This is a genomic window from Acidovorax sp. SUPP2825, assembly GCF_030158995.1.
Classification (GTDB): Bacteria; Pseudomonadota; Gammaproteobacteria; order Burkholderiales; family Burkholderiaceae_C; genus Paracidovorax.
Genome location: NZ_BQXK01000007.1, coordinates 81,240 through 96,195, shown reverse-complemented (window position 1 = coordinate 96,195; position 14,956 = coordinate 81,240). Strand labels below are relative to the sequence as shown.

Below are 14,956 nucleotides of genomic sequence, written 5' to 3'. Positions count from 1 at the left end.
AGCCAGTGCGGCAGAAATGACAAGCGGATTAAAGAAAATCGAATCAAATCATTGATTTAAGAGGTTCTCCATCCATTCAAAACCACAGTTGGCACACCGGTTGCAATGGAAGAGGCAAGTCGAAAAGACAAACCCACCGAGAACCAACGAACGGAGCAAAAGCACATGGCCAACAACCAACTCTTCCAGACGCTGCGCGGCACCCTGCTCCCCGCTGCCACCGTGCGCAACCAGGCCGGCGGTGCGGCTTATGCCCTGTCGCCCAAGCACCAACTGGCGCAGTTGGCCGCCACCGGCTGCCTCCACAGCACCTTCTATGCCCAGGCGCAGGACCAGCTCGACGCCGTGCAGGCTCTGGCCCGTGAAGTCGACCCGGTGTTCTTGGCGAAGACGGCCCTGTATGCGCGCCGTGCCGGCTCCATGAAAGACATGCCGGCCCTGCTGGCGGCCACGCTGGCGGTTCGCGATGTGCCGCTGCTGGCCCAGGTGTTCGGCCGCGTGATCGACAACGGCAAGATGCTGCGCAATTTCGTGCAGATGCTGCGCTCCGGCGCAGTAGGCCGCAAATCGCTCGGCACGCGTCCGAAAAAGCTGGTGCAGCAATGGCTGCTCGACGCCACCGAGGCGCAACTGCTGAACGCCGCCGTGGGCAATACGCCGTCGCTGGCCGACGTGGTGAAGATGGTGCACCCCAAGCCCACGGAAGCCTGGCGCGCCGCGTGGTTCGCCTGGCTGATCGGTCGCCCTTATGCCCAGGAGGCGCTGCCTCCACTGACGCAGGCCTTCGAACGCTTCAAGCAAGACCGCACGCAGCCCGTGCCCGACGTGCCTTTCCAGATGCTGACCGCGCTGGAGCTGGACGCATCGGCCTGGGCCACGATTGCACAGCGAGGCTCGTGGCAGATGGTGCGCCAGAACCTGAACACCTTTGCCCGGCATGGCGTGTTCGCGCTGCCAGGCCTGGCCGATGCCGTGGCCGCCAAGCTGCGTGACCCGCAGGCCGTGGCCAAGGCCCGCGTGCTGCCGTACCAGTTGATGGCGGCGTACACCGCCTGCGGCGCCGACGTGCCGACGGTAGTGAAGGAAGCTCTGCAGGATGCGATGGAACTCGCGCTGGCCAATGTGCCGCAGTTCGAAGGCCGCGTAGTGGTTTGCCCCGATGTGTCGGGCTCGATGGGCTCGCCTGTGACGGGCCACCGGGGCTCGGCGACTTCCGCGGTGCGGTGCATCGACGTGGCCGCTCTGGTGGCCGCTGCCGTGCTGCGCCGCAATGCGGATGCGCGTGTGCTGCCCTTCGAAACGAAGGTGGTGCCGCTGCCACTGAATCCCCGCGATTCGGTCATGACCAATGCGGCCAAGCTGGCCGCGGTGGGTGGTGGAGGAACGTCGTGCAGCGCACCGCTGGCCCTGCTGAACCGCGAGAAGGCGCAGGCCGAGCTGGTGGTGCTGGTGTCCGACAACGAATCGTGGGCCGACCGTGCACGGGGCCGGGGCACCGCGACCATGCAGGAGTGGGCGGCGTTCAAGCAGCGCAACCCGACGGCCCGGCTGGTGTGCATCGACATCCAGCCTTGCGCAACGACGCAGGCGCAGGAGCAGCCCGATGTGCTGAACATCGGCGGCTTCAGCGACGAAGTGTTCAAGCTGCTGGCGGTGTATGCCGCAGGGGGCATGGGCGCGGCGCATTGGGTCGGCGTGATCGAGGACACCCCGATCTGACGATCGACGAGAAGGTGTCATGAATGCCAATTCAGGGCATCCGATCGTGGGAATGACGGCTGTCGTTCGGCGAATGCAGGTGTGACTACATCCCGGTCGCACCGCCTGTTTGTCGCCGAACGGGAAGGCCATCGATGAATGAATGTGCGAATGCAGGCAGGACTACATCTGGAGGGACCGGGGTTCGAATCCCAGCGCCGCACCGCGGCGTGGTCCATGTCTTGCCGCCCTTGTCGCACTGCTTTTTTTGCAGCGAATGCTGACGGAACTACAGACTTCTACTCTCGTGGTCGCGGGTTCGAATCCCGCCGGTCGAAAGGCCGTAGCTCAGTGGTAGAGCACGACGTTTCGTCGATCCTTGTCGCTGCTTTTTTTGTGTGTTTGCGAGGTGAATGCAGACGGGTTTACAGGTAGAGCGTCGGGGCCCTCGGGCTCTGAAGGTTCCGGGTTCAATCCCCGGTCTGCTTCGGCAGGTAGCTCAATGGCGCAACCCGACACCCCTTGTCACCTCTTTTTTTGAATGCGCCGGAAGGGCTGAGCCCCATGGCGAACCAAACAGGAAAGAAACCGATGAAAACGAACGCCCCCGCGGCGCAGGCCGCCATGCTGCCGCCCGCCCTGCGCGAGGCGGTGGATGCCGTCTATGCCGCCTTCCAGCGCCATGGCGCTCCGACACAGATGCTGGATGTGTGCACGGCCTGCTGCATGGACGAGGCCATGGAACGCGAGATGCGGCGCCTGCCGCTGCGCCGCATAACGACCCGCCACTTCTACGAATACAACAGCTCCGCCAAGGGCAGCGAGCAGCCGGCCGAGGAACTGCTCTACTTCCTGCCCCGCATGCTGGAACTGATGGCCCTGGGCGAGGAGCTGCACCACTCGACCGAGCTGTACCTGGACCGCCTGGGCAACTGCCCGGCCGATGCCCTGTCGCCCCAGGAGCGAGCCGCCGTGGACGCTTACGCACTGGCCTTCTTCCACGAAGGCCTGGGGCACGCCGGGCGCGAGCCCAGCCCGTTCAATGGCGCGAACGCCTTCGACATCCTGTTGATGTTCCACAAGGGCGGCGTGAACGTGCAACCGCTGCTGACGCACTGGCTGAACGACGAGCGCCAAAGCGCCGTGCTGCGGTACGCCGAGGCGAGCTACTGGGACTTCTGGGGAAAGAACGAAATCCAGAACGCCTTTGCCGAAGACCAACCGGAATTCTGCGAGGCGATGAAAGCCTGGATGCTCGACCCCGGCAACCGCCAGCGCTTTGCACAGAAGATCCTGGCGCTGGACACCAGCGCGATGGCACAACCCGCGCACTGCACCTGTGGCAACTGCACGGGCCCGCGACAGATCGTGGAAGCGGTGTTCGACTGGGTCAGTGAATGAGCACCCGAAAATAAGACAGACAGACAAACGAAAAGAAAGAAGAACGCAATGAACTACCTGCAACGCAATGTGGAAAACGGTGTCCCCATCAAGATGTGGACCCAGGGCGTGCCCGTGGAGGACGAGGCCCAGAAGCAACTGGAGAACGCGGCGCGCCTGCCCATCGTGTTCAAGCACGTGGCCGCCATGCCCGATGTGCACTACGGCATCGGGGCCACGGTGGGATCGGTGATCCCCACCTTCAAGGCCATCATCCCGGCGGCCGTGGGCGTGGACATCGGCTGCGGAATGATGGCGTGCAAGACCACGCTGCACGCCAACGACCTGCCGGACAACCTGGGCCCGCTGCGCTCCGCGATCGAAAAGGCCGTGCCACACGGCAGCAACCCGCGCCGCATGGGCCGCGACAAGGGCTCTTGGGAAACGCCGCCCGATGAGAGCGATGCGGCCTGGGCCTCGCTGAAGGGCGAGTTCGACGCGATCTGCGAGGACTATCCGCGCTTTGCCAGCACCAACCACCACAAGCACCTGGGAACGCTGGGTACCGGAAACCACTTCATCGAGGTGTGCCTGGACGAACACGGTGGCGTGTGGTTCATGCTGCATTCGGGCTCGCGCGGAGTGGGCAACGCCATCGGCACGCACTTCATCGAGCTGGCCAAGAAGGATGCCGAGCTGCACCAGCGCAACCTGCCCGACCAGGACCTGGCGTATTTCGAGGAAGGCGCCCGGTATTTCGGCGACTACGTGCGTGCCGTGGGCTGGGCGCAGAAGTTCGCGCGCGCCAACCGCGAGGTGATGATGCAGCGCGTGATCGCGGCCGCCCGCAAGGTGATCGCCAAGCCCTTCGAGGCCCATGTGGAAGCGGTGAACTGCCACCACAACTATGTGAGCCGCGAGACGCACTTCGGCGAAGACGTGTTCGTCACCCGCAAGGGCGCCGTGAGCGCCAAGGCCGGCGAGCTGGGCATCATTCCCGGCAGCATGGGCGCCAAGAGCTTCATCGTGCGCGGCAAGGGCAACCCGGAGAGCTTCATGAGCTGCAGCCACGGCGCGGGCCGCAAGATGAGCCGCACCAAGGCCAAGAAGCTCTACACCGTTGCCGACCAAATTGCCGCCACCGAAGGGGTGGAATGCCGCAAGGACGCCGATGTGATCGACGAGATCCCGATGGCCTACAAGGACATCGACGCCGTGATGGCGGCGCAGGAAGACCTGGTGGAAGTGGTGTACACGCTCAAGCAAGTGGTGTGCGTGAAGGGATAGCGAGCGCACCACGGCCCATCATCGGATCAAGACCAACGCACGAGGAGCGTGCGCTGAAAGCATGGACATGCAAAAGACAGAACCCCGAGAACTGCTTCATTCCGCCCATCCGATCGAGCCCGCCATGCGCGGGCAGATCATGGATGCGCTGCGTGACATCGAGGCGCAGCACGCCGTCACCATCCTGTTCGCCTGCGAATCGGGCAGCCGCGGCTGGGGCTTCGCCTCGCCCGACAGCGACTACGACGTGCGCTTTCTCTACGTGCACCGCCTGCCCTGGTACCTCACGGTCTCGCCCGGACGCGACGTCATCGAGGTGCCGATCAGCGGGGACCTGGACATCAATGGCTGGGACCTGCGCAAGGCGCTCGGGCTGATGCGCGAATCGAACCCCACGCTGCTGGAGTGGCTGCGCTCGCCCGTCGTCTACCGCGAGGCGGCGGACACGATAGCCCAGGTGCGCGCCCTGGCGGTGCAAGTGTTCTCCAACGCCAAGGCCTGGCACCACTACGCCTCCATGGCCAAGAAGAACTTCCGCGAGCACCTGCAGGCCGACGTGGTGCGCTACAAGAAATACCTGTACGTGCTGCGCCCGCTGCTGGCGGCGCGATGGATCCGCACGCGCCCCGGGGTACCGCCCATGCGCTTCGCCGAACTGGCCCAGCACACGCTGGATGCGCAACGCGATGCGGCGCTCATCGAAGAGATCAACGCCCTGCTGGCGGTGAAGATGCGTGCGAACGAGTCGGCCACCAGCCCACGCTGGCCCGGCATACACGCATTCATCGAGGCCGAGCTGGCCGCCAATGCGGCGCAGCCGGTGCAGCCCCTGCCCATTGCCGGGCATGCCGGGCTGGACGCCCTGCTGCACGACACGGTACTGCGCTTCGATCATGCCCATGGCGGCGCCGAGGGGCCCGCGCCATGCTGACCCTCGACGGTTCCCACGGCGAGGGCGGTGGGCAGATCCTGCGCACCGGCCTGGCGCTGTCCATGGTGACCGGCCGGCCGCTGCGCATCGACCGCATCCGCGCGGGCCGGCCCAAGCCGGGATTGATGCGCCAGCACCTGGCCTGCGTGCAGGCGGCGGTGCAGGTCTGCGGCGGGCAGGCGGAAGGGGCGGAGCTGGGATCGCAGGCGCTGCAGTTCACGCCCGGCCCGGTGCAGGCGGGCGACTACGCCTTCGCGATCGCCGGGGCCGGCAGTTGCCTGCTGGTGCTGCAGACCGTTCTGCCCGCGCTGATGCTGGCTGGCGAGCCCAGCCGGGTGCAGCTTTCGGGCGGCACGCACAACCCCATGGCGCCCCCGTTCGACTTCCTGCAGCGGGCCTTTGCGCCGCTGGTTCGGCGCCTGGGCGTGGGGCTGGAGCTCACGCTGCGACGCCGGGGCTTTTATCCCGCAGGCGGCGGCGAGGTGCATGCAGTCATCGCGCCCGCGTCAGGCCCGTTGGCGCCGTTCGATCTGCTGGACCGCGGCACGCGCCGCAGCGCCTGGGCCGAGGCCCTGGTGCCGGGCCTGGCACGCGGCATCGCGGTGCGCGAGCTGGCGGCGCTTCGCCAGCAACTGGACTGGAGCGAAGGCGACGACCCGTGGCGCATCCCGCCCGCACGGCAGAACGAAGGCCCGGGCAACGCCCTGCTGGCGGTGCTGGAGCATGCCGAGGTGACCGAGGTGTTCTGCGCGCTGGGTGAGCGCGGCATGCCGGCCGAACAGGTGGCGCGCCAGCTGGCCGGCGAGGTGCGCTCGTTCGAGCGTAGTCGCGGCGCTGTCGGTCCGCACCTGGCGGACCAGTGGATGCTGCCGCTGGCCCTCGCCGTCTGGCGCAGTGGCCAGCGGGCGAGCTACACGGCCGAGGCGATCACCCCGCATGCCAGCACGAATGCGCAGGTCATCGCGCAGTGCCTGCCGGTGCGCATCGCCATGGCGCCCTGCGCGGGTGCCACGCGCATCGACATCGAGAAAGCCGCATCGCCGGCATAACCATATGCGCGGAGTGTCGTAGGCATGGGCCAAAATGTTTTTTTGCCTGTCCCGTACCTGTCCAACCTGGAGACGCCATGAAAGTCGAGAACATCCTGCAAACCATCGGCAACACGCCCCATGTGCGCATCAACCGCCTGGTCGGCGCGGGTGCCAACGTGTGGGTGAAGTCCGAGCGCAGCAACCCCGGCGGTTCGATCAAGGACCGCATCGCCCTGTCGATGGTGGAGGATGCGGAACGCACCGGCGCGCTGCAGCCCGGCGGCACGATCATCGAGCCCACCTCGGGCAACACGGGCATCGGCCTGGCCCTGGTGGCGGCGGTGAAGGGTTACCGGCTCATCCTGGTGATGCCCGACAGCATGAGCGTCGAGCGCCGCCGCCTCATGCTGGCCTACGGTGCGCAGTTCGACCTCACCCCGCGCGAAAAAGGAATGAAGGGCGCCATCGCCCGCGCCGAGGAGCTGCGCGCGCAGACCCCGGGCGCCTGGGTGCCACAGCAGTTCGGGAACCCCGCCAACATCGACGTGCACGTGCGCACCACGGCGCAGGAAGTGCTCGCGGACTTTCCCGATGGCCTGGACGCGCTGATCACCGGCGTGGGCACGGGCGGCCACCTGACGGGTGTGGGCCGCGTGCTGAAGGCGAAGTTTCCGGCCCTCAAGATCTTCGCGGTGGAGCCCGTGGCCTCGCCCGTGATCTCCGGCGGCCAGCCGGCGCCGCACCCGATCCAGGGCATCGGCGCGGGCTTCGTGCCCAAGAACCTCGACACCAGCCTGCTCGACGGCGTGATCCAGGTCGATGCCGAGCCCGCGCGCGAATACGCCCGCCGCGCCGCGCGCGAGGAAGGCCTGCTGGTGGGCATTTCCTCCGGCGCCACGCTGGCCGCCATCGCACAGAAGCTGCCCGAGCTGCCCGCGGGCGCCAAGGTGCTGGGCTTCAACTACGACACGGGCGAGCGCTACCTGTCGGTCGAAGGCTTCCTGCCCTCCTGAGGCGCTTTCTGAAACCGCGCGCTGCCCCGGGCCAGGGCAGCGTGCGAAGTGCGCCCACCCGCAGCCCATGGGTGGGGCCTTTTCCGGGCTGGGGCGGCACCCGTCCCGGCCGCGGGAGCCGGGCTGCAAGCGGCCCTCAGGCCCCGCCGCCATCGGGTCACAAGCGTTCGGCCAGCCGTCCTACAGCCCAGCCGGACCGCCATCGAAACAATCAAAGCCCATGCGGGGCCCGCCTGAAACCGGGCTTTTCGGCCCGGTTCCCGCCCCTCCCCCGCGCTCACTGATTGCCCCATGGAACCATCCACCGCCTCTCCCGTTGCCTTCAAGGTGCTGACCGTGAACGTGCACAAGGGCTTCACCACCTTCAACCGCCGCTTCATGCTGCACGAGCTGCGCGAAGCCGTGCGCGGCGTATCGGCCGACCTGGTCTTCCTGCAGGAAGTGCTGGGCACCCACCAGCGGCACGCCGGGCGCGTGGCCAATTTTCCGCAGGAGCCGCACTACGAATTCCTGGCCGACACCATCTGGGGCCAATACGCCTATGGCCGCAATGCGGTGTACGACAACGGTCACCACGGCAACGCGCTGCTGTCCAAGTTCCCCATCGTTCACTACGAAAACCACGACATCTCCGTGAGCGGGCCCGAGCGGCGCGGCATGCTGCACTGCGTGCTGCAGCCCCCGGGCCACGCCCGGCAGGTGCATGCCATCTGCGTGCACCTGGGCCTGCAGGAGGCGCACCGCCAGCGCCAGCTCAAGCGCGTGTGCGAGCTGGTGGCCACGTTTCCGCCCGAAGACCCGGTGGTCGTGGCGGGCGACTTCAACGACTGGCGCGGCCGTGCGCACGACGTGCTGCGCGCCGGCGCCGGCCTGCACGAGGTGTTCATGCATGCGCGGGGCAAGGCGGTGCGCACCTTCCCGGCCTCCATGCCGCTGCTGGCACTGGACCGCATCTACGTGCGCAATGCCTCGGTGCACGCGCCGGTGGTGCTGCCGCGCAAGCCCTGGCACAAGCTGTCGGACCACGCACCCCTGGCCGCGGAGATTTCGCTGTGATGCGCCGCCCCCGCCCCTCCCGCTGGGTGCCCGGCAACCACTTCACTCTGCTGGAGAACGGCGAGGCGTTTTTTCCCCGCGTGTTCGAGGCCATCGCGCAGGCGCGGCGCGAGGTGATCCTGGAAACCTTCATCCTCTTCGACGACAAGATCGGCCGGGGGCTGCACGCCGCGCTGCTGCAGGCCGCGCGCAACGGCGCCGAGGTGCACGTGCTGGTGGACGGCTTCGGCTCGCCCGACCTGCCGGAAGACTTCATCGGCGAACTGGTGAACGCCGGCGTGCGCTTTCGCATCTTCGACCCAGGCCGCCGGCTGTTCGGCCAGCGGCTGAACGTGCTGCGGCGCATGCACCGCAAGATTGTGGTGGTGGACGGCGAGATCGGCTTCATCGGCGGCATCAACTACTCAGCCGACCATGTGGCCGACTACGGCCCCGAGGCCAAGCAGGACTACTCGGTCGAGGTGCGCGGCCCCATCGTCGCCCACATGCTGGGCTTCGCGCGCGATGCCGTCATGCCGCCACGCACACGGCGGCGCCGCCAGGGGGCGAACACCGTGCCGCCGCTGCCCCATGCGGGCACGGCGGACGCGATCTTCGTCACGCGCGACAACCACAACCACACCAACGACATCGAGCGCCACTACCGCGTGGCCCTGCGCGCCGCGCGCGAGCGCGTGGTGATCGCCAATGCCTACTTCTTTCCCGGCTACCGCTTCATCCGCGAAATGCGCCGCGCGGCGCGGCGCGGGGTGGACGTGCGGCTCATCCTGCAGGGCCAGCCCGACATGCCCATCGTGCGCACGGCGGCCAGCATGCTCTACGACCACCTGTTGCGCGCCGGCGTGCGCATCTACGAATACTGCGACCGGCCGCTGCACGGCAAGGTCGCGCTGGTGGACGGCGAATGGTCCACCGTGGGCTCCAGCAACCTCGACCCCTTGAGCCTCTCGCTCAACCTCGAGGCGAACGTGGTGATCCGCGACAAGGATTTCAACGCGACGCTGCACGAACGGCTGGACCACCTGATGCAGCACAGCTGCCGCCAGGTCGAGGCCACGCCACCCTCGCGCTGGGATGGCCTGCGCCTGCTGCGCAGCTATTTCCTGTTCCATGTCATGCGCTGGTTCCCCTCGTGGGCGGGCTGGCTGCCGCGCCACGAGCCCGAGATCTCACTGGTTGGCGCCCAGGACGGTCCGGCCTCCGACCCCACCCACCGGCCTTCGGCCACCTGAGCCATGGCGGTAGCGGCGCCCTCCCCGGCCCTGTCCTCCCTGGACCCGGCCGCGCCCGGGCAAGACCCCGCCCGGCCCCAGGCCGGGACTCCCAGGGACGGCGCTGCGCTGCCGGCGCGCCCCGCCAGCCGCTGGAAGCGCCTGACCGCCCACCGCTGGTGGCCCTGGGCCGTGACCCTCGCCAGCGGCGCCTTCGTCCTCTTCGTCGTCTCGCTGCTGGTGCGCCAGGCGCGCACGGTGGACTGGCCCGCGGTCTGGGCGTCGTTCCTGGCCTTGCCGGTGCCGGTGCTGCTGCTGGGCGGCGCGCTGGCGCTGGCCAGCCACCTGCTGTACAGCACCTTCGACCTGTTCGGGCGCCATTACACGCGGCACGGGCTGTCGGCCGGGCGCACGGTGGGCATCACGCTCATCGCCTATCCGTTCACGCTGAACCTGGGATCGATCATCGGCGGGGTGACGGTGCGCTACCGCCTTTACTCGCAGCAGGGCGTGTCGGTGGCGGCCATCGGGCAGGTGATCGGGATGAGCATCCTCACCAACTGGCTGGGCTATTTCTTCCTGGCGGGCGCGGTGTTCTGGCTGTGGTCGCCGCAGTTGCCCGAAAACTGGCACGTCGGCCCCCAGCACCTGCGCTGGATGGGTGCCGCCCTGACGGCGGCGAGCCTGCTCTACGTCGCCGCCTGCGCACTGCGCCATGGCCGGCCCGTGCACCTGCGCGGGCACCGCATCGCCATGCCGCGCTGGCCCGTGGGCATGCTGCAGGTGGCGCTGTCGGCCGCCAACTGGATGGTGATGGGCGCGGCGCTGTGGGTGCTGACCGGGCAGCGCGCACCGTATGCAGCCGCACTGGCGACGGTGCTGCTGGGCGCGGTGGCCGGGCTCATCTCGCGCATCCCCGCGGGGCTGGGCGTGCTGGAGGCCGTGGGCGTGGCGGTGCTGTCCGCCTACCTGCCCGCGCCGCAGGCACTGGCCTCGGTGCTGGCCTACCGCACGCTGTACTTCTTCCTGCCCCTGGGGCTGGCTGCGCTCGCGTTCGGCGGGGTGGAGTTGCTGGGCCGCCGCCGGCCCCAGGCGGAATCGCCAGGCGCTGCGGCAGAGACTTCGCATCAAAACGGCCTCCAGCACAATAAACACTAGGGCATATTGCTATTAATAAATAGCATCCATCCGATGCATCGGACGGGCTTGCCATACCCGGTCTGCCCGGCACCGCGGGCCTCCTTTATCATGCCGGTCCCCACGACATTGCCCTTCGCCCGATCGACACGGGCCCGCAAGCCATGATCCGCCTGTCCGAAATCAAGCTGCCGCTCAGCGCAGCCGAAGCCCCCGAGCCCGCCCTGCGCGCCGCCGCCTGCCGCATCCTGGCGCTGCCGCCCGAAGGCATCGCCCATGTCCACGTCTTCAAGCGCAGTTTCGACGCGCGCAAGGCCGAGCTGCTGGCGGTGTACATCATCGACATCACCCTGGCCGATCCGTCGCAGGAGGCCGCGCTGCTGGCGGGCCACGCCGGGCAGCCCCACATCCAGCCCACGCCCGACATGGTCTGGCGGCCGGTGGGCCGGGCGCCGGCCGGGCTGGCGCACCGCCCCGTGGTGGTGGGCTTCGGGCCCTGCGGCATCTTCGCGGCGCTGGTGCTGGCGCAGATGGGGTTCCGGCCCATCGTGCTGGAGCGCGGCCGCGCGGTGCGCGAGCGCACGCAGGACACCTGGGGCCTGTGGCGGCGGCGCGAGCTGCAGGCGGAGTCGAACGTGCAGTTCGGCGAGGGCGGTGCCGGCACGTTCAGCGATGGCAAGCTCTACAGCCAGATCAAGGACCCGCGCCACCTGGGCCGCAAGGTCATGGAGGAGTTCGTGCAGGCCGGCGCGCCGCCCGAGATCCTCTCGGTGGCGCACCCGCACATCGGCACGTTCAAGCTCGTCAAGGTGGTGGAGACGCTGCGCGAGCAGATCATCGCGCTGGGCGGCGAGGTGAGGTTCGAGCAGCGCGTGACCGACGTGGTGGTCGAGCAGGACGCCGCCGGTCAGCGCCACCTGCGCGGCCTGCAGGTGCTCGACCAGGCCACGGGACAGACCCATGCGCTGCGCGCCGACCACGTGGTGATGGCGCTGGGCCACAGCTCGCGCGACACCTTCGCCATGCTGTACGAGCGCGGCGTGCACATGGAGGCCAAGCCCTTCTCGGTGGGCTTTCGCATCGAGCACCCGCAAGGGCTCATCGACCGCGCGCGCTGGGGCCGGCACGCCGGGCACCCGCTGCTGGGCGCGGCCGACTACAAGCTGGTGCACCACGCGGGCAACGGCCGCGCGGTGTATAGCTTCTGCATGTGCCCTGGCGGCACGGTGGTGGCCGCCACCAGCGAGCCGCACCGCGTGGTCACCAACGGCATGAGCCAGTATTCGCGCAACGAGCGCAATGCCAACGCCGGCATGGTCGTCGCCATCGATCCCAACGACTATCCGCATGACCCCGCGGCGTTCGAGGCCGCGCTGGGCGGCACCTATGGCGTGCAGGCGCTGGCGGCCGGTGCAACGCCGCACCCGCTGGCGGGCATCGTGCTGCAGCGCCAGCTGGAGTCGAACGCCTACGTGCTGGGCGGCAGCAACTACAACGCGCCCGCGCAGTTGGTGGGCGATTTCCTGGCACGGCGGGCTTCGCAGGCGCTGGGCACCGTGGAGCCCTCGTACAAGCCCGGCGTCACGCTGACCGACCTCGATGCCGCCCTGCCCCGCTACGCCACCGAGGCCCTGCGCGAGGCGCTGCCGGCCTTCGGCAAGAAGATCAAGGGCTTCGACATGCACGACGCGGTGCTGACCGGGGTGGAGACGCGCACTTCGTCGCCCCTCAAGATCGGGCGCAACGAGGCCTTCCAGAGCCTGAACACCGCCGGCCTGTACCCGGCCGGCGAAGGCGCCAGCTACGCGGGCGGGATTCTTTCGGCCGGGGTGGACGGCATCAAGGTGGGCGAGGCCGTGGCGCGTGCGCTGCTCGCCTGACGCGCATTCCCGGCCCGTCGCCCAGCATCTTCAGGGCGCAGGCACCTGGCCTCAGCGGGGCGCCCAGTGCCCGGGCCGCATGTGCCAGCCGCCCGGGCCCGGCTCCCAGTGGTGGGGCACCCACACCGCGCCGGGGCGCGGCGGCGTGGTCCAGTGGCCCGGCCGCCAGACGTAGCGGCCGCCGCCCCACTCCCAGAATCCGCCGACCCACACATGCACGGGCGAAGGCGCCACGGTGATCGTCTCGACATAGGGTGCGGGCGGTGCGGTGGGCGCCACGACCACCACGGGAGCGGGCTCGACCATCACGGCGCGCGCGGGCGGTGGCTCCACCACCACGGTGCGTGGACGGGGCGGCGGGGCGACGACGCAGCCCGAGAGAACCGTGGCGGCCACCAGGGCCGCCGCCAGGCCGGCGAATGCGGGCCTGGAGGAAGAAGTGACAGCAGGGGAAGAAAGCATCATGGGCACCGGTCCGGGAAAGTGACTGATGCGTGCTCAACGCCTGCGCCCGCGGGCCCTGTTGACGCGCTGGCGTAAATCCCCGGTAAAGCGTGGGCCTGCCGCTGGGGAGCCCTCGCCTGACGCGGCTGGGGGCGGTTCAGCGCACCGCGAGCGCCGAACCCGCTGGCAGCCGGAAGGCCTCCACCAGCTGGGCCAATTGCTCGGCCTGCACGCGCAGCCCTTGGGCGGCGGCGGAGGATTCCTCCACCAGCGCGGCGTTCTGCTGCGTCATCTGGTCGAGCTGGTTCACCGCCTCGCCCACCTGCCCCAGGCCCGTGCTCTGCTCGCGCGTGGCGGTGCCGATCTCGCCGATGATGGTCGCCACCTGCTGCACCGAGTCGACGATCTCGCCCATGGTGCCGCCGGCCGCGTGGACCAACTGCGAACCTTCCGCCACCTGGCGCACGCTGTCCCCGATGAGCCCACCGATCTCCTTGGCGGCCGTGGCCGAGCGCTGCGCGAGGCTGCGCACCTCGCTGGCCACCACGGCGAAACCCCGGCCCTGCTCGCCGGCGCGGGCCGCTTCCACGGCGGCGTTCAGCGCCAGGATGTTGGTCTGGAAGGCGATGCCGTCGATCACGCTGGTGATGTCGGCGATGCGGCGCGAGGACTGGGCGATGCCGTCCATGGTGCCTACCACGCGCTCCACCGCGTCGCGCCCGCGCCGTGCCACGTCGCTGGCCGACACCGCCAGGTGGGTGGCCTGCTGGGCCGCATCCGCGCTGTGGCGCACGGTGGACAGCAACTCTTCCATGCTGGCCGCGATTTCCTCCAGGTTGGAGGCCGTCTGCTCGGTGCGCGCCGACAGGTCCGAATTGCCGGCCGCGATCTCTGCGCTGGCGCCGGCCACCGACGTGCTGGCCTGCCGCATGCCGATCACCAGGCCGGTCAGGCGCGCCTGCATGCCGTCCAGGCGCGCCAGCATGGCCCGTACCTCGTCGCGGTTGCCGGCGCCGATGGCCGGCACGGTGGAGGTCAGGTCGCCTTCGGCGATGCGGTCCGCCACCGTGGACGCATGCGACAGCGGCCGCAGGATGGAGCGCGACAGCACCACGGCGCACACCAGCGCCAGCAGCAGCCCCAGCACCGAGCCGCCCACCAGCAGCGCGATGCCCTGGCGTTCGCTGGCGGCGGCGGCGGCCCTGTCTTCCTCGACCTGCTTGCGCTGGTAGTCGGCCATGTCGTTCACCGCCGCAGCATAGCGGTCGGCCGCAGGGCGCAGCAGTTTGCCCACCGCATCGGGCGGCAGGGTTTCGCCGGCCTTGCGCCGCTTGACCAGATCGTCGCGCGCGCCCCGAAAAGCGTTGCCTGCGGTGTCGATGGCCTCGAAGATGCGCTTGGACTCGCTGTCCGTCGCCAGCTCTTCGAGCCGCTTGCGCACCTCGGTCGAACGGGCGGAGGTCGCCTTGCGGTCCGTGTCGATGCGCGCGGCATAGGCGGGGTTGTCGATTTCCAGCAGGGTTTCGGCGCGCGAGGAACTCAGCACCACGATCGCGTGCAGTTCGCGCGCCAGCAAGGCCCGCTCCGCCGCTGGTCCGCCCAGGCCATCGGCGATGTCCTGCAGTTCCATGAGCCGCCAGATGCCCACGGCAGCGGCGAGGGACATGACCAGGCAGATGACCCCGAAAGCCAGGGCAAGGCGCAGGGAAAGGCGGGCGTTGTGCAGGGTCATGTCAGATACCGGTGAGAAAGGCCGCAGGCGGGAAAGAGCCGCCGGCGGTGCGCCAGGCGCATGGGGTGGGGTCCATGGTAAGTATCGGCACCGATTCTGACAACTTGATATAAGCGCAAAAAAAGAGCGGCCGGATCGCTCCGGCCGCTCTTTCGC

The 14,956-nt window shown here is 68.8% G+C and carries 12 protein-coding genes; 10 read left to right on the top strand and 2 right to left on the bottom strand.

Features of this window, described 5'->3' with window-relative positions; translation table 11 throughout:
* Positions 1-165 precede the first annotated feature (165 nt).
* From AVAK2825_RS10925 to AVAK2825_RS10880, 10 genes are all read left to right on the top strand, one after another.
* On the top strand, positions 166-1,719 hold the full coding sequence (locus AVAK2825_RS10925) for a vWA domain-containing protein (RefSeq protein WP_284397894.1): 1,554 nt from the start codon (positions 166-168) through the stop codon (positions 1,717-1,719).
* Between the two features lie 570 nt (positions 1,720-2,289).
* On the top strand, positions 2,290-3,099 hold the full coding sequence (locus AVAK2825_RS10920; RefSeq protein ID WP_284397891.1) for a hypothetical protein: 810 nt from the start codon (positions 2,290-2,292) through the stop codon (positions 3,097-3,099).
* 48 nt (positions 3,100-3,147) lie between these two features.
* A complete protein-coding gene (locus AVAK2825_RS10915) occupies positions 3,148-4,365 on the top strand; it encodes an RtcB family protein (RefSeq protein WP_284397889.1) in 1,218 nt (405 codons plus the stop codon).
* 67 nt (positions 4,366-4,432) lie between these two features.
* Complete coding sequence (locus AVAK2825_RS10910; protein WP_284397886.1) at positions 4,433-5,296, top strand: nucleotidyltransferase domain-containing protein; 864 nt, start codon at positions 4,433-4,435, stop codon at positions 5,294-5,296.
* Positions 5,290-6,345, top strand: a complete 1,056-nt coding sequence (rtcA, locus tag AVAK2825_RS10905) for an RNA 3'-terminal phosphate cyclase (protein WP_284397885.1) — start codon at positions 5,290-5,292, stop codon at positions 6,343-6,345. Before AVAK2825_RS10910 ends, rtcA begins: the two co-directional genes overlap by 7 nt.
* A gap of 77 nt (positions 6,346-6,422) precedes the next feature.
* Complete coding sequence (gene cysK / locus AVAK2825_RS10900) at positions 6,423-7,340, top strand: cysteine synthase A (RefSeq protein ID WP_284397883.1); 918 nt, start codon at positions 6,423-6,425, stop codon at positions 7,338-7,340.
* Between the two features lie 291 nt (positions 7,341-7,631).
* Complete coding sequence (locus AVAK2825_RS10895) at positions 7,632-8,396, top strand: endonuclease/exonuclease/phosphatase family protein (RefSeq protein WP_272565266.1); 765 nt, start codon at positions 7,632-7,634, stop codon at positions 8,394-8,396.
* The gene (gene clsB / locus AVAK2825_RS10890) at positions 8,396-9,628 is read left to right on the top strand and encodes a cardiolipin synthase ClsB (protein WP_284397882.1); all 1,233 of its coding nucleotides are present in this window, start codon (positions 8,396-8,398) and stop codon (positions 9,626-9,628) included. The genes AVAK2825_RS10895 and clsB overlap by 1 nt, the downstream gene beginning before the upstream one ends.
* Before the next feature lie 3 nt (positions 9,629-9,631).
* On the top strand, positions 9,632-10,765 hold the full coding sequence (locus AVAK2825_RS10885; protein ID WP_284397880.1) for a lysylphosphatidylglycerol synthase transmembrane domain-containing protein: 1,134 nt from the start codon (positions 9,632-9,634) through the stop codon (positions 10,763-10,765).
* Between the two features lie 143 nt (positions 10,766-10,908).
* Positions 10,909-12,624 (top strand): NAD(P)/FAD-dependent oxidoreductase, encoded by a 1,716-nt coding sequence (locus AVAK2825_RS10880; RefSeq protein WP_284397874.1) that lies wholly within the window; start codon positions 10,909-10,911, stop codon positions 12,622-12,624.
* Between the two features lie 51 nt (positions 12,625-12,675).
* Here AVAK2825_RS10880 and AVAK2825_RS10875 read toward each other — a convergent pair whose 3' ends face one another.
* Both AVAK2825_RS10875 and AVAK2825_RS10870 read right to left on the bottom strand, forming a co-directional pair.
* Positions 12,676-13,086 (bottom strand): hypothetical protein, encoded by a 411-nt coding sequence (locus AVAK2825_RS10875; RefSeq protein ID WP_502870527.1) that lies wholly within the window; start codon positions 13,084-13,086, stop codon positions 12,676-12,678.
* Between the two features lie 139 nt (positions 13,087-13,225).
* A complete protein-coding gene (locus AVAK2825_RS10870; RefSeq protein ID WP_284397868.1) occupies positions 13,226-14,800 on the bottom strand; it encodes a methyl-accepting chemotaxis protein in 1,575 nt (524 codons plus the stop codon).
* Positions 14,801-14,956 lie beyond the last annotated feature (156 nt).

Bases quoted from the DNA above. Each gene is read 5' to 3' on its own strand.
- AVAK2825_RS10925 (WP_284397894.1), top strand. From the start codon at position 166: ATGGCCAACAACCAACTCTTCCAGACGCTGCGCGGCACCCTGCTCCCC.
- AVAK2825_RS10895 (WP_272565266.1), top strand. From the start codon at position 7,632: ATGGAACCATCCACCGCCTCTCCCGTTGCCTTCAAGGTGCTGACCGTG.
- clsB (WP_284397882.1), top strand. From the start codon at position 8,396: ATGCGCCGCCCCCGCCCCTCCCGCTGGGTGCCCGGCAACCACTTCACT.
- AVAK2825_RS10910 (WP_284397886.1), top strand. From the start codon at position 4,433: ATGCAAAAGACAGAACCCCGAGAACTGCTTCATTCCGCCCATCCGATC.
- rtcA (WP_284397885.1), top strand. From the start codon at position 5,290: ATGCTGACCCTCGACGGTTCCCACGGCGAGGGCGGTGGGCAGATCCTG.
- AVAK2825_RS10885 (WP_284397880.1), top strand. From the start codon at position 9,632: ATGGCGGTAGCGGCGCCCTCCCCGGCCCTGTCCTCCCTGGACCCGGCC.
- AVAK2825_RS10880 (WP_284397874.1), top strand. From the start codon at position 10,909: ATGATCCGCCTGTCCGAAATCAAGCTGCCGCTCAGCGCAGCCGAAGCC.
- cysK (WP_284397883.1), top strand. From the start codon at position 6,423: ATGAAAGTCGAGAACATCCTGCAAACCATCGGCAACACGCCCCATGTG.
- AVAK2825_RS10915 (WP_284397889.1), top strand. From the start codon at position 3,148: ATGAACTACCTGCAACGCAATGTGGAAAACGGTGTCCCCATCAAGATG.
- AVAK2825_RS10920 (WP_284397891.1), top strand. From the start codon at position 2,290: ATGAAAACGAACGCCCCCGCGGCGCAGGCCGCCATGCTGCCGCCCGCC.
- AVAK2825_RS10875 (WP_502870527.1), bottom strand. From the start codon at position 13,086: ATGCTTTCTTCCCCTGCTGTCACTTCTTCCTCCAGGCCCGCATTCGCC.
- AVAK2825_RS10870 (WP_284397868.1), bottom strand. From the start codon at position 14,800: ATGACCCTGCACAACGCCCGCCTTTCCCTGCGCCTTGCCCTGGCTTTC.